The following is a 20,542-nucleotide window of genomic DNA, read 5'->3' on the forward strand; positions in this document are numbered from 1 at the left end:
CGCCTCAGAACGCCTGCCGATAGCTCGCGTACCAGAAGCGCCCCGGCACCTCGTAGTCGGAGAAGAACGAGTTCGCGAACGCCGCGTACGACACCGGCGGATCGCGGTCGAACGCGTTGCGCATGCCGAACGCGAAGCGGCCTTTCCACGGCGCGACCCAGCCCGCTTCGAGGTCGATGTACGTCACGCTCGGCACGCGGTTCTGCGGCGCCGGCTGCAGCACGCCCGAGCCGTCGAGGTCGGCCATGCGCGTCGGGTTCGAGCACACGTCGAGATACGAATCGTCGCCGCTGAGCGCGGCGGCGGTCTCGCCGCCGGAGCACGCCTCGTCGGTCGCCGAGAAATACCGCGCGCCGATCGTCGCGTCCCACGCGTCGCGCTGCCAATGCAGGTTCAGCGTCGAGCGGATGCGCCAGACGATGCCGTAGAAGCCATTGGGATTGCTGTAGTCGCCGACGACGTTGCCCTGCGCCGGCGAGCCGTCGGGCAGGAGCGATCCGCGACGCGGCTGGTGCAGCTCGCCCGCGTAGCTGACGTACGTGTTGTCCCAGCTCGCCGAGAAGTCGCCGACGCGCGTGGCGAGGCGGTAGTTGAGGCCGAAGTCGAACCCTTCGGTTTCGAGGCCCCCGGGCACGTTCTGCTGCGTCGCGAGCACGTGCGCGATCGTGCCGTCGGGGTTGCGGCGCACGCGCGCGCACGCGCCGGTGTCGCCGCGCTGGTAGCAGTCGTCGACCACGGCCTGTTCCGACCGGCTGCTGATCGCGTCGCGGATCTGCACGCGGAACCAGTCGACGTTCGCGGTCAGGCCGTCGATCCACGACGGCGACCACACGAGGCCGAGCGATCGCGACAGCGCGCGTTCGGGCTGCAGCTCGCGATTGCCGCCGACGGTGCTGGCGATGCCTTCGGGCTGCGCCACGTCGACCGGCACGCCGAGCGCGGCGCAGCGCGCGAGCGTCGACGACGACGGATCGTTTTCGGCCGCGCACGGATCGTAGACGAAGGCGACCTGCGTGCTCGCGCCGGCGTAGAGATCGAGCACGCTCGGCGCGCGAAATCCCTGCGCGATGTTGCTGCGCACGAGCACGTCGTCGACGGGCTTCCAGCGCAGGCCCGCCTGCGAATTGGTCGTGCCGCCGAACGCCGAATAGTCGGAATAGCGCGACGCGAGCGACACTTCGAGCTGCCGCGCGAACGCTGCGTCCCCGAGCAGCGGCACGTTGAGCTCGAGCCAGGCCTCGTCGACGGAATAGCTGCCCGAGGTCGGCCGGTACGTCGAACCCGTGCCGTTCGCGTTGCCGCTCGCGATGAGTTCGTCGGGATGGTCGTAGCCGTCTTCCTTGCGGTGCTCGTAGCCGATCGCGACGCCGAGGCCGCCCGCCGGCAGATCGAAGGCGACGCCTTCGGCGTGCGCGGCGAAGTCCTTCGACTCGGAGCGCTTGCGGTTGGTCACCGAGGCGACGACGTAGTCGAGCATCTCGGGCGTGAGCGATCCCAGCGGGCCGAACAGGTTCAGCGGCACGCAGCCGGCGATCGGCGCGTCGGGCGTGCCGCAGCGCGCGACGCCCGACGCGTCGAAGAACGACGGGCCGAGCGCGAGCGCCATTTTGGAATTGTCCGCATACGGCGTGCCGGTCGCGCGCTGCGTCGTGCGCGTCGCGGTGTAGTCGACGCCCCAGGTGAACTCGCGCGAGCCGATCCGCGCGAGCCCGTCGACGCCGACGTGCGCGCGCGTGGTCGCGGATTTCTGCTCGAATCGCCGCGGGCCGGCTTCGGCGAAGCGGCGCGTGACGCCGATCACCGGCTCGTCGAACGGGTTGTAGACGTTGTCGGGCGAGATCGAAAGCTCGCCGTCGGGGCCTTCGGAGAACGGCGAGAAGCTGACGGTCGGCTCGGCGAGCTGCTGCGCCGAGCGGCGCTCGTTGCGGAACACCTTCGCCGACAGCGCAAGATCCGGCGTGATCTCGTAGCGGCCCTGCGCGAAGATCGAGCGGCGCTCCTGCGGCGTCTGCAGGTAGTTGCGCAGCGCGTAGTTGTAGCGGTCGAACGGCGCGCCGCGCAGGAAGTCGTCCGGCGACGTGCCGTCGCGGCCGCGCCGCAGGCGTTCGTTGTAGAACGTCGACTCGCGCATGACGTTCGGATTCGTCGTGATGCTCGAACCGGTGTATTCGACGGGCAACCGATAGAACGGCACGCGCGAGATGTCGCGGTCGCGCGCGAAGATCGGATCGTCGTCGCTGTAGCCCACGCCGGCCGCGACGCTCCAGCCGTCGCCGGTGTCGCCCCACGTCGCGTCGTACGCGCGCCGGCGGCCGTCGCCGTGCGAATTCTCGCCGTAGTAGAGGCTCGCTTCGCCGCCGCGATAGTCGCGCCGCGTCACGATGTTGACGACGCCGGCGATCGCGTCCGAACCGTAGATCGCCGACGCGCCGTCCTTGAGCACTTCGACGCGCTCGACGATCGCGAGCGGGATCGACGAAAGATCGACGCCGCCGTCGAGCGCCGACACGAAGCGGTGTCCGTCGACGAGGATCAGCGTGCGCGAATCGCCGAGGCTGCGCAGGTTCAGGCGCTGCTCGCCGGTGCCGCCGTTGTTGACGTTGCGGTTGAGCGACTGGCCGCCGGCGTTGATCGTCTGCAGGATGTCGGCGATGGCGGTGAGGCCCGTGCGCAGCATTTCCTCGCGCTCGATCACCAGCACCGGATGCTGCGTTTCCATGTCGACGCGGCGGATGTGCGAGCCGATGACGCTGATCTCGCGCAGCGCGGTGCCGCGCTCTTCGGGGTCCCCGGCGCCCTGTGCGAGCGCGTTGCCGGCGGCGAGCGCGAGTAAGGAAAAAGTATACGACGATCTGCGAAGCTTCGACACGATGCCTTCCTCCCCAAGACGGAATCGTTGCGGCGCCACCGGCGTGCCGGGGGCGCGAGGCGCCGACTCTAGCTGAAGGAACTTGCATTAGGAAAGCCTTCGTACGAAACATTTGGGAGTTCGGTCGCGAAAACCCAATCTCCAGCTGTGGAAAACCGGCCCGGCGCGGGCGGCGCCGGACCGGCATGACGCACCGCGTCAGAAGCGGTATTGCGCGCCGCGAGGTTCCGCACCGCAAACGTCAGCGTCGCGTTCGACAGGCCCTAACAGCCCGGCGTGAGATCGAGTCGCGTACACACGGCGCCGCGTCGAAGCGGCCGGAGGCGGGCGATCGGTGCGGCGGCGCGGAACGCGCGGGTTCGCCGAATCGGCGGATCGGACTCAGCGCTTACAGCGACACATCGCCGTGGCGGCGACGGCGGAAAGGGCGCGGGGCCTTGCGGTCGGAAGCGTCATTGCGGCGATCGCGTCGAGCGGTCTTGCAGGCTTGCCGGAGGGCCATGCTAGCGAGCCTGCGCCTCGACGCCGGCAACGATCGGGGACAACGATACGCCCTCCGGCGAACCGGAGGGCGTTGAAACGCGGTCGCGAAACGCAATGCGACGCGAACGGATGGTGTCAGTTCGGATCGAGCTGACAGCAGTAGCCTTCGTCCTTGGTCGGCGTCACGAGCACGTCGACCGACGATGCCGGCATTTCCTTGATCGTCTGGTCGAAGCGTTCCTGCGGCTGCTCGACCGGCGACCAGTCGACCTGCCAGTCGCGCACGCACTGCGTCTTGCCGTTCGGATCGGTCTGCACCATGTAGAAGTCGAGCGGATCGCCGACGCCGTCCCAGTCGGTCTGCGTCGCGCCGAGCATCACGAAACGATCCTTCTTGTTGTCGATCGCCTGCAGGTTTTCATGGCGCGCGCTCTGCGTCGAGTAGCGGAACTGCGCGTTGATCGGACCGAGCGCGCCCGGATCGGCGTCGAGCAGGAAGCCGTCGCCGGCCGTGACCGCGCCGCTGATCGTGCCGGTCGCGCGCACGCCGATGACCACCGGCAGCGTCGTGAGGATTTCTTCGACGACGTCGTAGGCGACCGAATTGTCCTGCGGATCGCGCCACACGGACTGGCGCTGGGCCAGACAGTTGCCGGTCGCGAAGCGCGCCATGTAGACCTGTTCGCCGATCGCGCCGGTGGCGTTGACGCTCGTGGAGCCGACGAGCACGTTGTTGCCGTTGAATTGCGGCTGACGCAGCGCGGTGATGCCGTAGAAGTCTTCGTTGACCGGATCGACGCGGCCGAGCGTGTTGTTGCACACGGGCGCGCCGGCGCCGGTCGTGCGGAAGATCAGGCCGCGGCGGTCGTTCGCCCAGTTCGCGCCGGCGGCGGCGGAACCGGCGATCACGAGATCGGTGTTCGCGCCGGCCAGGTTGAGATTTTCGGTCACGGCGCGGAAGCGCAGGCCCGGCAGCGTGCCGGCGCGGATATAGGCCCGGCTCCACAACAGGCCGCCGGCGGCGTTCAGGCGCGCAATGCGGCCGTGCGTCGTGCCGATCGCGTTGGGCAGCACTTCCTCGCCGACGACGACGAGTTCCGGCGCGATGGTCGGGGACGTCGGATTGCGCGATTCGATGATGTCCCAGCCCGTCGCGCGGTTCAGCGTCGACTGGTTGCGCAGCACGGTCGCCCACAGCGGACTGCCGTCGCAGCGGATGCGCAGCACGTAGATCGACTGCGCGCCGATGCCGACCGCGCCGGTGATCGCGAATCCGCCGGCGTTGAACACCTCGACGACCGCGTTGGCCGTCGTGAACGCGTTGCCGGCGACGCGGTACGCGTTCTGCCACAGCGCGACGCCGTTGTTGTCCACGCGCGTGACCTGCGCCTCGGTGACGTTGCCGTTGCGGCGCGTGCCGACGAGGATCGAGCCGCCGGTCGGGCAGAAATTCACCGACTTGATGTCCTGGCCGGCGTCGCTCGTGGGACGTTCGCCGTAATAGCTCTCGAAATTCTGCGCCTGCGCGAGCGGCGCGGCGAGGGCCGCCGCCGCCGAGACGGCGGCGAAGCCGAGAATGCGTTTCAACGATAGTGCATAACTCAGGGATTTCATTGCACTTCTCCATGAATACTTCCGTGATTTCACACGCCCGGCGGGCGTGCGACGACCCCCTGCGTCGTTCCTGGCGAAAGCGCGCGCCAACGCGCGTCGACGCTCTCGACGAAGTCAACGTGTCCCGGACGACAATGCGAACATCCGGGCGTAGTACCGGATTGGCTTATGCGACAAAGCGTAAATGTTAAAGTTTCGTGCGATCTGGCGAGCGGCGCGGAGCACCGTGACGATTTCGTCAAAATACCATATAAGATAGAGATATCTCTATCTCAATGTGGACAAAATAGGGAATAAAAGCGACGTACGGCATGGCCGTTCACGGTCGAGCCCGCCACGGGCGTCCATGTTGCAATCGCACATGCCGGGGAGGAATATCGACGGACACGAAAGGAACGATCCATGCACCACCATGATGCGAAAGACCTGAATCCGGACGGGGCGCAGCACGTCGTCACCGCGGAATCGCCGGACGACCGCAAGGCGCGCAAGCGGATCGCCGACGAGAACGTCGACGAGGCGCTCGCGGAAACGTTTCCGGCGAGCGATCCGATCTCGCCGTTCGTGCCGGCGAAGGTGCCGCGCGAATACGGCAGTTTCGAGGAATTCTTCCAGGCGTACGCCGAGGCGTACAACCGTTCGCTGCAAGGCGAGGTCGACGAAACCGGCATCCGCTCGGCGTACGCGGCGCACTTCGTCTCGGCGACGCCGATGGGTGTCGCCGCCGGCTGCAACGACGCGACGTTCGGCGAGCAGCTGCGCAAGGCGTACGCGTTCTACGACGGGGTCGGCGCCACCGTTCTGACGCTGCGCGGGGTGGACGCGCGCCGCATCGACGACCTGCACGACATCGCACGCGTCGGCTGGCGCGGCGAATACGTGCGGCCGCGCGACGGCAAGTCCGTCACGATCGATTTCGAGGTGACGTATCTGATGCAGTCGCTACGGCCGCATCAGCCGCAGATCTTCGCGTTCGTGGCGGGGGACGAGATGGCGGCGCTGCGGGAGCATGGGTTGGTGGCGTAGGGCCGGCTACGGCTCGACGTACACCGGATTGCCGATCAACAGCAGCCTGCCGCCCGCATCGCGCACGTTCGCGCGCCGCCAGTGCCGCCGGCCGTCGCCGGGCCAGTCGAACGCGAGCGCCTGATCGTTCGACGCGATCCCGCGTTCGCCGGCGATCGACGCCGCGCGGCCATCTTCGATCAGCTCCACGCGCGCGCCGGCCGCGCCGCGCACGCGCACTGTGAACGTCGCCGCCGCGTTCGCCGGCACTTTCAGCGTATCGCCCATCGTCGCGGTCGCATCGCCGCTCGCTGCCGAGAATTCGAGCCGGCGGTCGCGCGAGCCCGCCACGTCGACGAACGCATGGCCCGCGCGCAGGGCGGCGAGGATCGCGGTTTCCGACAGCTCTTTCGCGTAGACGACCGTCGTCGGCGTGCCGACCGCGCCGGAGCCCAGGCGCGTCGCCGCGCCGGCGTCGTGATTGTCGCTGCCGCCGACCGCGATCACGCGCAGGCCGCGATCGAGCAACCCTTCCCAGAACGGCACGCCCGACAGCGGCGTGTCGGCGTCGTTGCCGTTGACGACTTCGACCATCTGCACGCGAGCGAGGTCGGCGGCCGGCGTCGGCGTCCAGCCGCAGCCCATGCACAGTTCGTTGGAGGGCCGCACCGGATGGTTGATCGAGACGAGGCCGTGTTTCGCCGCCACGTCGCGCAGCAGCGCGTCCCAGTCGGGCACGGTCGCGCTGCCGACGCGAAAGTCGATCGGCGCCGTCGTGCCGAACACGTTCGCGTGGCCCTGAAACGTCGTGATCTCGCGCGCGGGCATCAGCAGCGTGCGGTCGAAGTAAGGCTGCAGTTCGCGCAGGGCCGCGAAGTGCGACGTCGTGTTGTGATCGCTCACGGCAATGAAATCCAGGCCGCGCTCGGCCGCCGCGCTCGCGGTGAGAAACGCGGGGCACGGCGCCTTCGCGCCGCCGCGGGTCGCGCAGCCGCCGTCGCTGTGCGCGGTGTGCATGTGCAGGTCGCCGCGATACCAGCCGGGCCGCGCGTTCGCGACGACGCGCAGCGCATCGGGTAGCGCGTCGGCGGCGCCGGTTTTATCGAAGCGGATTTTGGCGACGAACGACGCGTGCGACGTCTTGCGGATGTTCGGCACGCCGAGCAGGAGCGCCCAGCGTCCGGGCCGGAGGGGACCTGCGCGGAACGACGGCGTCGCGTCGCTCGCGGCGACCGTGAACGTCGACTTGTTGCCGCCGCTCCAGCCGCGGAAACGGCGAAATCCTTGCGCAGGCTCGGCGTCGAGCAGGCCCAGATCGATCGTCGTCTTCTCGTCGCGCCCGGTGTAGCTGAACTCGACGGTGATGCGTTCCACGTCGGAAGGCACGTCGAACGGCACTTCGCGATACGTCTGATGATCGCGGCCGTCGAGCGTGCCTTCGAGCACGAGATCGGGTTCGGCCGCCGACGCGGCGAACGCGGCGGCGAGGAGCAGGGCGAACGACAGCGTTTTCATGGTTCGATCGGCGTTCCGTGGCAATGCGCCGCGCGGCGCGGATTGCAGCGCGCGGCGGCGCCGTCGGGGAGGCGCACGCGATAGTCGCTCCGGCGCGCGTCGGGTTCGAAGTAGTCGGTGGAGACGTATTGCGCGCCGCTCGCGAACGCGGCGTCGCGCCGGGCGGTGTCGTTGCGGCGCGCCTCGCGCGTGTCGGCGTCGGCGCGCGTGCGTACGACGAAGCCGGCGTCGACCGCGCGCGCGATGCGTTCGGCGTCGGCCACCGGATCGTTCAACGTGAGATACGCCGCGGCCGGCGACGCTCGTCGGCGTTGATGAACATCGCGCGGTCTTCGAGCGAGCGCCGCTCGCCGCGATGGATCGCGACCTTCGCGGGCGATTCGTCCAGCGCGAAGAACACGTTGCCGCGCGCCGCGTCGAGCGTCGGCCACGCGTTCGCGCGAACCGCGTCGCGCAGCGTCGCGTGCGTGCCCTGCACGTCGTCGGGCTCAATCAGTTTCGACGGAGAAAATACCGATCGGATTTCAGCGTCGACACGGTCGAAGGACGTCGCATCGAACGGCAGCGGCTGCGGCGAGCCGGCGCCGAGCGCGCCGTCCTTCGCGTTGATCGTGACGAGGATCGGCGCGTGGCGCGGATGCGCATCGGACCAGCGCCGCACGATCGACCGGCACGCGACGAACGTGACGCAGCTGCTGCGAAAATCGATGTCGGCCAGATGCATCACCGTGAGGCCGGGCTTGCGCATCGCCTCGGCATCGGCAGCTTGTAGCTGTTGCGCGTGCCGAGCGTCTGGATGTCGTTGAGCCGGGCGGAGCCGCCGGCCGTCGCGCTGCCGACCGGCAGCAGCGCGACGAGGATCGATGCCGCGCGCGGCATCAGAAGCGGTACATCACGGCGAAGCGGTACGAGCGGCCGAGCAGCGGACGCGCGAGGAACGTGTTCGCGCCGGCGTCGCCGCTCGACAATTCGCCCGCGCGCGGATTGCCTTCGGTCAGGCCGAGCGAGTTGTTGACGTTGTCGGCGTACGCGAACAGCGTCCAGCTGTCGTCAAGCGCGTAGCGCGCCGACAGGTTCACCGTGCGGTACTTCGGCAGACGCACGGAGTTGGCGGTGTCGACGTAGCGCTCGCCCTCGTGTTCGTACGAGGCCTGCAGGCGCAACGTGTTGTCGAGCAGGTTCACGCCCGGCACGATGCGGAAGCTCGTCTTCGGCACGCGGATCAGCTGGTTGCCGACGAAGTCGCGCAGCACCGGCGCGCCGTTGACGATCTCGGTGTAGCGCAGGCCCTTGTACTGCGGATCCTGCAGCGTCGCCGTGGCGGAGACGTCGAACCATTCGGTTGGGTAGTACGCGGCTTCGAGTTCCAGGCCGATCGTCTTCGTGTCGGCGTAGCCCTGCTGCACGGTCGACGAGCCGTTGTTCGGGTCGAACACGTAGTTCGAGAAGCCGACGTTGTCGTACTTCGTGTAGAACGCGGTGGCGAACAAGTCCACTTCTCGCGTCGAATACTTGTAGCCGGCTTCGGCGAGGTCCATCGTCTGCACGATCGGCTTCGCCGCGGCGTTGGTGATGTACGAGCCGAGATTCGGCAGGCGGAACGTGGACGTGTAGCGCGCGAACACGCCGGTTTCCGGCGTGAACTGCCAGTTGCCGCCGACGGTCCAGCCGATCTTGTCGAAGTCGTTGTCGTAGAACGCGTACTGGCCGGCGCCGGTCCAGATCTGCGACGTGGCGAGCGAACCGAGATTCACCTGCTTGCGCTTTTCGACCCAGCCCTGCGCGTTGACTTTTTCCCAGCGCGCGCCGAGATCGAGGCGGAACGCGTCGGTGATCTGCCATTCGTCGGACACGTACGCGGCGTGCGTCGTCGACGTGCCGCTCGCGTTTTCCCACTCGTAGCCGTAGCGCCAGACGCCCTTGTCCGACAGCGAGGCGACGACGTTGCCGGCCGCGTCGACGGCGACGAGGTCGAGCAGGCGCGCGTTGTCGCGCACGTCGAGCAGCACGCTCGACGAATAGCGGTCGAAATCCTGGTCGACTTTCGCGTAGTACCACCCGAACGTCACGTCGTGCGTCTGGGCGCCGAGGTCGAACTTGTGCGAGACGTGCGCGTCGTTCATGAGTTCGGTGACGGGCACCGTCACGCCGCGCAGGCCGCCGACGACGAGCAGCCCGTTGCCGTTGCCGTTCGCCGCGTCGTACACGGCGCCGCCGTTGGCGTAGCGCAGCTGCAGCGCCGTCGCTCCCGCGTAGTTCGGCAGCTGCGAGGCGTTCTGGTTGATGAACGCCTGCGCCGATAGCAGCGTGTTCGGAAACATGCCGTTGCGCTGCGTTTCGGTATCGTTGTGGCGAAAGGTATTCGTGAATTTCCAGTCGCCGTCGAACGCGTACTCGAACTTCGCGGTCGCCTGCGTGCGATCGACGTGCGTGCCTTCGCCGTTGTCGAAGAAATAGCCGCGGCCGTCGCCGGTGATCATGTTCACGCGCTCGGTTTCCGGGCCGGCGAGCGTGCCGTAGTTGCCGTCGAAGCCCGGCACGGCGCGGATCTTGCCGTCGGGGTAGGTGCGCATCGGAATGCCGAGGTACAGCGCGACGGTGTCGTCGAGGCGCTTGACGTCGAACGAGAAGCTGCCGTTGTCGAACGCGCGCGACACGCGCATGTCGACCTGGCCGCCGTCGTCGGCCTTGAAGCCGGGATCGCGCACGCCGTCGGACTCGCGCCAGTAGCCGCCGACCGACAGCTTCCACGCGCCGTCGCCGAGCGGCGTGCCGTACCAGAAGTCGGCGCGGTTGAGGCCGTAGTCGCCGACCGTGTACTTGAAGAGACCTTCCGGCGCGTCGCCGGCGACGCGCGGAATGTAGTTGACCGCGCCGGCCGGTGCGTTCGAATAGAAGATCGACGACGGACCGCCGCGGACGACTTCGATGCGCTCGACCGATTCGTCGAGGCGGAACGCCTGGTCGCCGTTGAGATAGCCGAGGGCCGGGTCGTGCTGCACCGGCATGCCGTCGTCGAGCAGCGTGATCGAGCCGAAGCCGTCGACCGGAATGCCGCGCGCACGCACGTTGCCGCTCGCTTCGCCGCCCGACGCTTCGACCCAGAAGCCGGGCACCGACTTGAGCGATTCGGTGACGCTGGTCGGTGCCTGCAGGCGCAGGCGGTCCTCGTCGATCGTGGTGATCGAGTAACTCGTTTCCTGTTTGGTGCGCGTATCGACACCGGCACGCGCGGTGACGACGACGCCGGCGAGCACGGACGGATCGTCCGCGGTGCCGCGGCGCGCGGCGGGATCGGCGGCGTCGGCGGCCGTGGTCGCGTCGGCGGTGACGGCCGTCTCGGCGGCGAACGCCGACGTGCCGAAGGCGCAGGCGCCGGCGGTGAGCGCCAAACGGATGGCGAGTGTGATCGAACGGGCTTGCATGGGGTTCCGGGCTGGCGTGGGAAAGCCGCGGAGCTTGGATCGATTCAATGACAGCGGCGGGGCGTCGACGTGACAGCGGTGTCTCGCGCGTCACGAAACGATGCGTGCGGGATTGCAACGGCTCGCCACGCGACGAAAAGCGAACGGCGTCGGAAGATCAGACATCGGATTGCAATGCGATCGAACGCTCGGACGCCGCGCTGCCTCGCCGATTCGCACGCGACGTATCGCGGCCTGTGCGGAACGGTCGCCGCGAGGCGGTTCGCGCGCGCATACGATGCGCCGGCCGCCGCTGTCGTCGGCTCAACAGGTCTTCATTCGATGTCGCAGATCGCAACGTTCAGATGCGTACCCGATGCGGTCGTCGCGCACGTCGTGTCGCTGGCGAGCGTGCCGCACAGCCGTGAGGCCGCGAAAGCCGCGTTCTGGGCGATGGAGTATCGGTTCGGTCCCGACGTGCTGGACTTCGGGTGGTCGGGCTATGCGGTACTGGTTCTCGTCGAATATCTGCGCGACGAGTGCGGGTTCGACTTCGAACGCGTCGACGGGCATCCGCTCGCGCAATTGCTGACGGCCGACGGCTACTGCGCGGTGTTCGAGCCCGACGAGGCCGCCAGAATGGCCGCGAGGATTGTCCGGACGCCGCTGGACGAGATCGAACTGCGAGCCTACGCGAACGATTTTTCGGCGACCGACGATCGCGACGCCGGCAAGGCGCTGCTCGACGGCGCGCGGGCGCTTGCTGCCGCGCTGGGATGCGTTCGGACGGATTGCGTCGGGTTGCTTCGCGTGGGTTGAACGGGCCGTTCAGTCCGGGCGCGGATCGGCATCGTCAACGTAGTCCTTCACGCTGTGAAATGTGGACAGCCACGTGTGAAATGGGGACAGCCAAGGTTTGTGAAATGAGGACAGCCAGGATTTGGACCGTGAATGAGGACAGCCGAAATTGGCGGTCGGTAACGGCCAGAATTCAGGGTGTCCAGAATTCAGGGCAGGGTGTCCAGAATTCACAACTCAGGGTGTCCAGAACTCAAGGTGTCCGGAACTCAGGGTGTCCAGAATTCAGGGTGTCCGGAACTCAGGGTGTCCAGAATTCAGGGTGTCCGGAACTCAGGGTGTCCGGAACTCAGGGTGTCCGGAACTCAGGGTGTCCAGAAAGCGGACCGAACTCAGGGTGTCCAGAAAGCGGACCGCAAGCTGGTCGGTCCAGTGCCAGCGGCAGAGCGTTAAGCGAGGTGAGGACAGTCAACGTTTGCGGGCTGTGACGGTTGGCCGCCGCGCGACAATTCCGGGTGTCCGGAATTCCAACTGCAAGTGAGAACACGATGGGCATGTTCGACGAAGAAATGGATTGTCGCGAGCTGATCTGGCGACTTCGCGGCCGCCATCAGATGTGGGCGCAGGACAGTGTCAGGCTGCTGTACGGTGTGATCCTGGGATTTGCCATGGCGAGGAAAGGCATGGATGTTGCGTACATGCGCGATCTGGCCAAGTTCGCGATGACGTATTTTGCGATCGAAGGGCCGCAGCGCACGCTCTGCGAGATCATCGAACGAAATGCCGCATCGAAGGAGAGCGAGAACGCGCTGTTCTTTGCGTTGTTCGACGCGTTCGAGCGCGTCGTTCCGGCGACGTCGATTCGTTACAGGGTTCTCGGCAGAAACCCGGCCGCGCATCCGGGCGGGCGTTACGACGTGCCGAATATTTCCGCGTTCGTTCAAATTGACGAAGTGCCGGGGCGCGGCGCCTATCTCTTCCATCTCGACGCGGATGCGCGGCGGTGTTACGAGCTTCGCTTTCCCTCTCGAGAGGAGGCCGACAAGTTCGTCCATCGGGAACTGCGTATCGAGGAACTACCTCAGGAGTAGATTGCCCGCTCGCATCGGCAAACACCGGCGATCGCCCCGGTTTGCCCCGGGGCGGTCGCCGAACCCTGCCGAACTTACGCCGCCAGCGACAACGGCTGCGCCTTGAGCGTCGTATGCGCCGCGGCCAGCGACGCCGCGCGTTGTTCCGGACCCATGCCGATGCCTTCGGCGCGGACGAACTCGACGTCGGTCAGGCCGAGGAAGCCCAGCGCCTGGCGCAGATACGCTTCCTGGAAGTCGGCTGCCGCATTCGCCGTGCCGGCATAGAAACCGCCGCGCGCCGACGCGATCAGCACCTTCTTCTTGCCCGCCAGACCTTCGGGCCCGTTCGCCGTATAGCGGAACGTACGGCCCGACACGGCCACCCGGTCGATCCACGCCTTCAACGTGCTCGGGATACCGAAGTTGTACATCGGCGCACCGATCACCAGCACGTCGGCGGCGAGAAACTCCTGCATGATCGCCTCGTTAGCGTCTGCCTGCGCTCGCAATTCCGGCGAGAGCGCGGCCGGGTCGCCGCCGATCGGCGTCCAGTGCGGCAAGGGGTCGGCGGCGAGGTCGCGATACGCCACTTCGACGCCCGGCTCGCGCTCTACGTACTGCGCGACCGCCGCCGCGGTCAGTTCGCGGGTCACCGAGTACTGACCCAGGGCGCTCGAATCGATGTGCAGCAGTTTCATGGAAGTCTCCAGTCGGGCGGCAACAGCGCCGTCGTTGGAGATATGCTCTCTCACGCACCAATCGGCCGGTAGTCGGCAAAATTCGGACGAATTGTCCTATTCATAGAACGATGAAGGGCGGAATCACGATGCGCGACCTGAACGATCTGGCTTTCTTCGTCGCCGTGATCGACCACGGCGGATTCGCCGCTGCCGGCCGCGCGCTCGGCATTCCCAAGTCGCGCCTGAGCCGCCGTATCGCGCTGCTCGAAGATCAGCTCGGCGTACGCCTGCTGCAGCGTTCGACGCGGCGTTTCGCGGTGACCGAGATCGGCCAGCGCTTCGCGCAGCACTGCCGCGCGATGCTGACCGAGGCGCAGGCGGCCGAGGAGGTCGTCGCAAGCGAACGCGTCGAACCGCGCGGTCTCGTGCGCGTGAGCTGCGCGGTCGAACCGGCGCAGACGCTGCTCGCGCCGCTCCTGCCGCTGTTTCTCGCCGCGCACCCGCTCGTGCAGGTGCAGCTGCTGGCGCACAACCGCCGCGTAGACGTGATCGGCGAGGGCGTCGATATCGCCTTGCGCGTGCGTACGCGCATCGACACCGACGCCGAACTCGTCGTGCGGCCGCTCGGCCTGAGCCGTTCGTTCTTCGTCGCGAGCCCGGCGTATCTCGATGCGCACGGTCGGCCGCGGACACCGGCCGAACTCGCCGGGCACGCGACGCTGTCGATGTTCGAACAGGACGCGGTACAACACTGGATCGCGCTCGACGACGCCGGCGAGCAAGTGCGCATCGAACACGCGCCGCGCCTGCGCTGCGGCGAATTCGCGGTGCTGCTGCGCGCGGCGATCGACGGTCAGGGCGTCGCCGATCTGCCCGAAGGCTATTGCGCCGAAGCGATCGTGCGCGGCGAACTGGAGATCGTGCTGCCGCGCTGGCGCCGGCCGGAGGGCATTTTCCACATTGTGTATCCGTCGCGCCGCGGTCTGCTGCCGTCGGTGCGCGCACTCGTCGATTTCTTCGTCGAACGCGTTCCGCCGCTCGTGGCCGCGCGGCGCGTCGTCGTCGCTCAGGAATAGCGATGCCTGCGCAGCGCGACGGCGAGATACGCGAGGATCGCGAGGTTGACGGCTAGCGCGCCGGCGCTGACCGGCGTCGGATGCGACGCGAGCGCCCACGCCTCGAACGGCACGAAGAGGCTGGTCGCGACGAGCGTCATCCAGATCGCCCAGGGCCTGCGGCGCCACAGGCCCCAGCCCTCGATCGCGTAGATCGTCGCGTAGACGAGCGCCGCGCCGGCGGCAAGGTCGATGCGGTGCGGGCTCGCGCCGTCGAGCCATTCGGCCAGCCGCTGTAGCAGGTGCGCATGCGGCGACATCGCGTTGTGGCCGAGCCAGTAGACGAAATGCTGCTGCGCTTCGGCGTGCGTCAGCGTGTGCGCGGCGAACGCGAACGCGACGAGCACGGACGCCTTGACGAGCTTGAAGCCCGCGATCCACGCGAGCGGCGTGCCGCGACCGCGATACGGTGTCGGCGTCGGCGTCGGGTTCATTCGGCGCGGCGCTCGAGCACGGCGCGATAGAAGTCGACGAACGCGCGCACGACGGCGGGCCGATGGCTGCCCGGCGGGCTGACGGCGTAGACGCCGCCGACCGGCAGCGACCAGTTGGCGAGCACGCGCACGAGCCGGCCGGCGCGCAGCGGCTCGGCCGCGCTGAACTCGTCGAGCGCTGTAAATCCGGCGTCGTTTTCGACGAGCGCGCGCAAGGTCGACGCCGAGTCGGCGCGCAGCCGCGCCTGCATGCGTACGGTGCGCGTCGTGCCGCGCGCGTCGGCGAACGTCCACGTCAGCGGTTTCGGCAACAGGTTCAGCGCGACCCACGCGTGTCCGGCGAGATCCTCGGGCCGCGCGGGGCGGCCGGCGCGCGCGAGATACGCGGGCGACGCGACCACGTACTGGCGGAACGCCCCGAGCTTGATCGCGCGCTGGGACGAATCGCGCAGCCAGCCGATGCGGAACGCAAGGTCGATGCCGTCCTTGACGAGATCGACCACGCGATCGTTCGTCAAGAGTTCGATCTGCACGGCCGGATGCCGCTCGCCGAACTGCGCGACCGCGCCGGCGAGCGACTGCGCGGCCTGGTCGACCGTCGCGCTGATGCGCAGCTTGCCGGCGAGCGGCGCGGCGTCGTCGCCGAGCCGCGTCAGCGCCGATTCGATGCGCTGCACCAGCGGCACGCAGTCCGCGTACAGCGCGCGACCGGCGTCGGTCAGCGCGACACGTCGCGTCGTGCGGTTGAACAGACGCCGGCCGAGCCGCTCTTCGAGGCGGCCGATCTCGAGACTCACTTTCGTCTTGGCGACGCCGAGCCGTTCGGCCGCGAGCGTGAAGCTCGCGCAGTCGGCGACGGCGGCGAAGATCGGCAGTGCGTTGAGGTCGATTTTTCCGGCAACGTTCATCGCGGGCGATTGTCCGGTTTTCGATGACAGTGAATTCTGATTCGGCGCGTTTATCGAATCAATGGCCACGCGCATGATGCGTTGCGTCAACCTTTGGAGAAACCCATGAACATCGCATTGATCGGCGCCAGCGGCTTCGTCGGCTCGGCGCTCCTCGCCGAGGCGCTGCGGCGAGGCCACACGGTGCGCGCGCTCGTGTCGCAGCCGCAGAAACTCACGCCCGCGGCCGGTCTGGATGCACGCAAGACCGACGTACAGGACACCGCGGCGCTGTCGGCGCAGCTGACCGGCGTCGACGCCGTCGTCAGCGCGTTCAGCGGCCACGCGCAACCCGACGTGTACGACTACTACGTGCGCGGCATGCGCTCGATCGTCGCCGCGGCGCGGCAGGCGCGCGTGCCGCGGCTGCTCGTGGTCGGCGGCGCCGGCAGCCTCTACGTCGCGCCGGGCGTGCAGCTGGTCGACACGCCCGAATTTCCGCCGCAGTGGAAGGGCTCGGCCGAAGGCGCGCGGGCGGCGCTCGATCTCCTGCGCGCCGAGAACGCGCTCGACTGGGCACTGCTCAGTCCGTCGGCTTATCTCGTGCCGGGTGAGCGCACGGGCAAGTTCCGGCTCGGCAAGGACGATCTCATCGTCGACGCGAACGGCGACAGCCGCATCTCGGTCGAGGACTACGCGGTCGCGATGATCGACGAGCTGGAAAAGCCGGCGCATTCGCGCGAACGCTTCACGGTCGGATACTGACCGCGACGCGCCCGCCCGAAGCGCGGGGCGGGCGCATGCGAAGACCGATCGGCGACAATCGCAGCCGGCGCCGCGAACGGCGCCGGCTGCGGGAATCGATCGATGGCTTCGGCATTTTTACAACTTGCGTTTGAGCAAGAATCTTCATGTATACGCGTTCGGCAGCGCGAAAGCGCATGGCGCGCGACGGGTGCGCCATGAACGTCGCCGCCGTCAAACGCTGCTGCGCGGCCAAACCCGGCGCGACGTCGCAACGCTCCGGCGAGCCGTGGAACGTGCTCGTCTACAGCGTCGGCGACAAGCGGTTCGCCTATTTCAAGACGAGCGAGCCCGAGCGCTGGCGCTTCAGCGTCAAGGTGACGCCGGATCGCTTCCTTGAACTCACCGACATGCCCGGCGTGAAGCCCGCGCGCTTCATGGGCCGCTTTCGCTGGGTCACGATCGTCGACGTCGCAGCGATGGACGCTGCCTATCTGCGCGAGCTGATCGATTGGTCGTATCGGCATGCGCTGGCGTCGTTGACCAAGGCCAGGCGCGCCCGGGCGCTCGATGCGAACGGCATGACTTGACAAAAAAGAACGACCGTACTATTTATGCGCCATGCCACTCGCCCTAGCCAGCACTCGAGGCGCGCCCCAGACCAAGGGCGAAGCCACGCGCGACCTGATCGTCGGCGCCGCCTACGACATGGCGCGCCAGGACGGCCTCGAAGGCCTGTCGATCGGCACGGTCGCGCAGGCGGTCGGCATGTCCAAAAGCGGCGTGTTCGCGCATTTCGGGTCGCGCGAGGACCTGCAGTTCGCCGTGCTCGAATCGGCGTGCGAACGCTTCGTCGGGTTCGTGATGACGCCGGCGCTCAAGGCGCGGCGCGGCTTGCCGCGTTTGCGCGTGATCATGGCGAACTGGTGCGAGTGGGCGCGCTACACGCAAGGCCATTGCGTGCTGCTCGCCGCCGTCGGCGAATTCGACGGCCGCCCCGGTCCGCTGCGCGAGCGGGTGGTGCAGTATCAGGCGCGCTGGCGTTCGGAGCTGGCGCGCGCGATCCGCATCGCGGTCGAGATCGGCGAACTCGCCGCCGATACCGAGCCCGAGCAATTCGCGTTCGAGATCTACGGCGTCCTGATGGTGCTGCACCACGACGCCGGCCTCTTCGGCTACGACACGGCGCTGGCGCGTGCCGAACGCGCGTACGAACGCCTCGTTGCCTCGTATTCGCCTTGAACTCCGGGAGTTCGATCATGTCCGCGATCACTGCACCCAAAATTAGCACGACCGTTCTAAAAAGCCTCATGCTCGCCTGGCTGCGCGTCAGCTTCGCGATCGAAGGCGCGTTCGCGCCGGAGTCGGCCGCGCGCCGCGGCGCGCGCCTGTTCTGCACGCCGTTCTCGTCGTCGCGTTCGCGCGCGCTGGCCGCGCCGCTCGCCGGCGCGACGGTCGGCGAGATCACGGTCGACGACACGCGCATCGCGACGTATGCGTGGGGCGATCCGGCGACGCAGCCCTATGTGCTTTTCGCGCACGGCTGGTCGAGCTTCGGCACGCGCTTCGCGCCGTGGGTGGAGCCGCTGCGCCGCGCCGGCTATGCGGTGGTCGCGTTCGACCAGCCGGGCCACGGCCGCAGCAGCGGCGCGCGTGCGACCTTGCCCGATTTCACGCGGCACCTGATGGCCGTCGCGCAGCACTTCGGACCGGCCGCCGCGCTGATCGGCCATTCGCTCGGCGGCGCGGCGTCGGCGCTCGCGCTCGCGCGCGGGCTCGACGCGCGGCGCGTCGTGCTGATCGCACCGGCCGCCGACCCGATCGACGCGACGCGGCGCTTCGCACGCGTCGTCGGCATCGCCGAAGACCTGCGCAAGCGGTTCTGCCGCGTGCTCGAAGAAGAGACCGCGATTAGCATCGACAGCCAGCAGGTGCACTTGAACGCGCCGTTCATCGCGCGGCCGGCGCTGATCGTGCACGACCTCGACGACGCGGACGTGCCGTGGGCCGAAGGCGAGCGCTACGCGCGCTACTGGCCCGAGTCGCGGCTGATCACGACGACGGGCCTGGGTCACAACCGCATCGCGCACGACGCGTCGACGATCGACGCCGCGCTGCGCTTTTTGGACGGCGAGACGGTCGGCGATCGCGTGGTGTCGTCGCCGAACCTGCCTTACGGCTGCGCCTGAGCGAAGTCGCTCTCGTCGAGTGCGAGCGCGCCGCCGGTCTTGACGCGATCGATCACGACGAGCGTGCGCAGGTCGCGCACGTGCGCGTTCGCGTACAGGAATTCGCGCTGGAAGCGTTCGTAGTCGGCCATGTCCTTCACGGCGACGTTGAGCACGAAGTCGGCGTCGCCGGTGACGAACCAGCCGTTGAGCACTTCCGGCGCGGCGCGGATCGCGCGCTTGATCGCATCGACGATCTGCCCGTTCTCGCGGTCCATCGTCACGAGTACGAGCATCGTAAGGCCGCGGCCGACGCGCGCGGGGGCGACGACGGCAACGTCCGCCTCGATCACGCCGTCGGCGCGCAGACGCCTGACGCGACGCTGCACCGCGGTCGGCGACAGGTTCACGGCCTGCGCGAGCACCTCGGAGCTGGCGCGGTTGTCGTGCTGCAGAAGATTGAGCAGGCGGGCGTCGGTGCGGTCGAGCGGCTTCATCGGAGCGGTCCGTGCAGGATTGCGGCGTGCGGGCGTCGAAAATGTCGGCGAAAAGGCGCGGCGACTCGCGTAGTTTACGGCCACCGAAACTGTGCGAACGACCGATGGCCGATACCGATTTCGAGATCCTCGACGAACGCTTTCGCCGCTGCGTCAAGCTCAGCGCGCGTGTCGAACGTCTGTACGGCGAGTGCCGCTGGGCCGAAGGTCCGGCGTATTTTCCGGCGCACCGCTCGCTCGTGTGGAGCGACATCCCGAACGACCGCATGCTGCGCTGGGACGAGACGAGCGGCGCCGTCGGCGTATTCCGCGCGCCGTCGAACTATTCGAACGGCAACACGATCGACCGCGAATGGCGTCTCGTCACGGCCGAGCACGGCGGCCGGCGCATCACGCGCACCGAGCACGACGGGTCGATGACCGTCATCGCCGACCGTTGGCAGGGCAAGCGCCTGAACAGCCCGAACGATCTCGTCGTCGCGGCCGACGGCGCGATCTGGTTCACCGATCCGGCCTACGGCATCGATTCGAACTACGAAGGCATACAGGCCGACAGCGAGATCGGCGCGTGCCACGTCTATCGCATCGACCCGGATGGCCGCGTCGAGATCGTCGCCGACGATTTCGTGCGGCCGAACGGCCTCGCGTTTTCGCCGGACGGGCGGCGTCTTTTCGTCGTCGACAGCGGCGCGTCGCACGTGGAAAACGGCCCGCGCCACATTCGCGCGTTCGACGTCGACGGCGCGCGCCTGACCGGCGGCGACGTTTTTGCAACCTGTACGAGTGGATCTTTTGACGGATTCCGCTTCGACGAAGCGGGCCGGCTGTGGGCCGGTGCCGCGGACGGCGTGCACTGCTACGCGCCCGACGGCGCGCTCATCGGCAAGATTCGCGTGCCCGAACGCGTCGCGAACGTGTGCTTCGGCGGCCCGAAGCGCAACCGGCTGTTCATCTGCGCGACGACGTCGCTGTATGCGGTGCTGCTGCCGGTGAACGGCGCGCGCTAGCTGCGCGAGCGTCTTCGGTCGAACCGCCAGGCCACCGGCCGCTCGCGCCGGCCGAGCCGGAGGCCGCAGCTCGAACAAGAGCCGCGCGGCGCTGTCGCCGCGGAAGGTCCGCAGATCGCGTGCGCTTCGACGGCCGCGTCGCGTTCGCGCAGCGCAAGGCGTTCGGCGTCGTCGAGATCCGCCGCGTAGCGTTCGGGCGGTCGCGGTTCGAACAAATGCACGCCGCCGAAGCGCTCGATACGCAGGCCG

General features: G+C 68.1%; 19 protein-coding genes and 1 pseudogene. 9 read left to right on the plus strand and 11 right to left on the minus strand.

Annotated elements, in window-relative coordinates:
* Positions 1-4 precede the first annotated feature (4 nt).
* Positions 5-2,869: a TonB-dependent receptor plug domain-containing protein gene (locus tag OD750_RS26065; protein ID WP_263543022.1), complete on the minus strand. Its 2,865-nt coding sequence runs from the start codon at positions 2,867-2,869 to the stop codon at positions 5-7.
* Between the two features lie 618 nt (positions 2,870-3,487).
* Positions 3,488-4,966 carry a hypothetical protein gene (locus OD750_RS26070; RefSeq protein ID WP_263543023.1) on the minus strand — a complete coding sequence of 493 codons (1,479 nt, stop codon included), beginning with the start codon at positions 4,964-4,966 and terminating at the stop codon, positions 3,488-3,490.
* Positions 4,967-5,368: 402 nt separating this feature from the next.
* Between OD750_RS26070 and OD750_RS26075 the strand changes: the two genes are divergently transcribed.
* On the plus strand, positions 5,369-5,992 hold the full coding sequence (locus tag OD750_RS26075; RefSeq protein ID WP_263543024.1) for a hypothetical protein: 624 nt from the start codon (positions 5,369-5,371) through the stop codon (positions 5,990-5,992).
* Positions 5,993-5,998: 6 nt separating this feature from the next.
* Here the strand turns inward: OD750_RS26075 and OD750_RS26080 are convergent, their stop codons facing one another.
* The 4 genes and pseudogenes from OD750_RS26080 to OD750_RS26100 form a co-directional block, all read right to left on the minus strand.
* Positions 5,999-7,486 carry a CehA/McbA family metallohydrolase gene (locus OD750_RS26080; RefSeq protein WP_263543025.1) on the minus strand — a complete coding sequence of 496 codons (1,488 nt, stop codon included), beginning with the start codon at positions 7,484-7,486 and terminating at the stop codon, positions 5,999-6,001.
* Positions 7,483-8,234: pseudogene (locus OD750_RS27560) on the minus strand (Ca2+-dependent phosphoinositide-specific phospholipase C). The gene OD750_RS26080 and the pseudogene OD750_RS27560 overlap by 4 nt, the downstream one beginning before the upstream one ends.
* Positions 8,210-8,365, minus strand: a complete 156-nt coding sequence (locus OD750_RS26095; RefSeq protein WP_263543028.1) for a phosphatidylinositol-specific phospholipase C1-like protein — start codon at positions 8,363-8,365, stop codon at positions 8,210-8,212. The pseudogene OD750_RS27560 and the gene OD750_RS26095 overlap by 25 nt, the downstream one beginning before the upstream one ends.
* Entirely contained in the window at positions 8,365-10,911 is a 2,547-nt protein-coding gene (locus tag OD750_RS26100; protein WP_263543029.1) for a TonB-dependent siderophore receptor, read from the minus strand. Before OD750_RS26100 ends, OD750_RS26095 begins: the two co-directional genes overlap by 1 nt.
* Before the next feature lie 375 nt (positions 10,912-11,286).
* Here OD750_RS26100 and OD750_RS26105 point away from each other — a divergent pair, with 375 nt between their 5' ends.
* Together OD750_RS26105 and OD750_RS26110 are read left to right on the plus strand one after the other, a co-directional pair.
* Positions 11,287-11,709 (plus strand): hypothetical protein, encoded by a 423-nt coding sequence (locus OD750_RS26105; protein ID WP_263543030.1) that lies wholly within the window; start codon positions 11,287-11,289, stop codon positions 11,707-11,709.
* Between the two features lie 527 nt (positions 11,710-12,236).
* Entirely contained in the window at positions 12,237-12,779 is a 543-nt protein-coding gene (locus tag OD750_RS26110) for a hypothetical protein (RefSeq protein WP_263543031.1), read from the plus strand.
* Positions 12,780-12,853: 74 nt separating this feature from the next.
* On the opposite strand, the gene OD750_RS26115 is transcribed toward OD750_RS26110, so the two are convergent.
* Positions 12,854-13,459, minus strand: coding sequence for an FMN-dependent NADH-azoreductase (locus tag OD750_RS26115; protein WP_263543032.1), 606 nt, complete (start codon positions 13,457-13,459; stop codon positions 12,854-12,856).
* Positions 13,460-13,587: 128 nt separating this feature from the next.
* On the opposite strand from OD750_RS26115, the gene OD750_RS26120 reads away from it, so the two are divergent.
* Positions 13,588-14,517, plus strand: a complete 930-nt coding sequence (locus OD750_RS26120; RefSeq protein WP_263543033.1) for a LysR substrate-binding domain-containing protein — start codon at positions 13,588-13,590, stop codon at positions 14,515-14,517.
* Here OD750_RS26120 and OD750_RS26125 read toward each other — a convergent pair.
* Both OD750_RS26125 and OD750_RS26130 read right to left on the minus strand, forming a co-directional pair.
* Positions 14,508-14,990, minus strand: a complete 483-nt coding sequence (locus tag OD750_RS26125) for a DUF2127 domain-containing protein (protein ID WP_263543034.1) — start codon at positions 14,988-14,990, stop codon at positions 14,508-14,510. The genes OD750_RS26120 and OD750_RS26125 overlap by 10 nt on opposite strands.
* Positions 14,987-15,898, minus strand: a complete 912-nt coding sequence (locus tag OD750_RS26130) for a LysR family transcriptional regulator (RefSeq protein ID WP_263543035.1) — start codon at positions 15,896-15,898, stop codon at positions 14,987-14,989. Before OD750_RS26130 ends, OD750_RS26125 begins: the two co-directional genes overlap by 4 nt.
* A 105-nt stretch (positions 15,899-16,003) precedes the next feature.
* Here OD750_RS26130 and OD750_RS26135 point away from each other — a divergent pair, with 105 nt between their 5' ends.
* From OD750_RS26135 to OD750_RS26150, 4 genes are all read left to right on the plus strand, one after another.
* Positions 16,004-16,642: an NAD(P)-dependent oxidoreductase gene (locus OD750_RS26135; protein ID WP_263543036.1), complete on the plus strand. Its 639-nt coding sequence runs from the start codon at positions 16,004-16,006 to the stop codon at positions 16,640-16,642.
* A 197-nt stretch (positions 16,643-16,839) separates the two neighbouring features.
* Positions 16,840-17,211, plus strand: coding sequence for an MmcQ/YjbR family DNA-binding protein (locus tag OD750_RS26140; protein ID WP_263543037.1), 372 nt, complete (start codon positions 16,840-16,842; stop codon positions 17,209-17,211).
* A gap of 31 nt (positions 17,212-17,242) precedes the next feature.
* Positions 17,243-17,863: a TetR/AcrR family transcriptional regulator gene (locus OD750_RS26145; protein WP_263543038.1), complete on the plus strand. Its 621-nt coding sequence runs from the start codon at positions 17,243-17,245 to the stop codon at positions 17,861-17,863.
* Positions 17,864-17,880: 17 nt separating this feature from the next.
* A complete protein-coding gene (locus OD750_RS26150) occupies positions 17,881-18,810 on the plus strand; it encodes an alpha/beta hydrolase (RefSeq protein ID WP_263543039.1) in 930 nt (309 codons plus the stop codon).
* Here OD750_RS26150 and OD750_RS26155 read toward each other — a convergent pair.
* Positions 18,795-19,286 (minus strand): Lrp/AsnC family transcriptional regulator, encoded by a 492-nt coding sequence (locus OD750_RS26155; protein WP_263543040.1) that lies wholly within the window; start codon positions 19,284-19,286, stop codon positions 18,795-18,797. The two genes, OD750_RS26150 and OD750_RS26155, sit on opposite strands and share 16 nt — an antisense overlap.
* A 104-nt stretch (positions 19,287-19,390) precedes the next feature.
* On the opposite strand from OD750_RS26155, the gene OD750_RS26160 reads away from it, so the two are divergent.
* Positions 19,391-20,293 carry an SMP-30/gluconolactonase/LRE family protein gene (locus OD750_RS26160; protein ID WP_263543041.1) on the plus strand — a complete coding sequence of 301 codons (903 nt, stop codon included), beginning with the start codon at positions 19,391-19,393 and terminating at the stop codon, positions 20,291-20,293.
* On the opposite strand, the gene OD750_RS26165 is transcribed toward OD750_RS26160, so the two are convergent.
* Positions 20,290-20,514, minus strand: coding sequence for a hypothetical protein (locus OD750_RS26165; RefSeq protein ID WP_263543042.1), 225 nt, complete (start codon positions 20,512-20,514; stop codon positions 20,290-20,292). The two genes, OD750_RS26160 and OD750_RS26165, sit on opposite strands and share 4 nt — an antisense overlap.
* Positions 20,515-20,542: the final 28 nt, after the last annotated feature.

Source organism: Tahibacter soli (assembly GCF_025717065.2).
GTDB classification, from domain to species: domain Bacteria; phylum Pseudomonadota; class Gammaproteobacteria; order Xanthomonadales; family Rhodanobacteraceae; genus Tahibacter; species Tahibacter soli.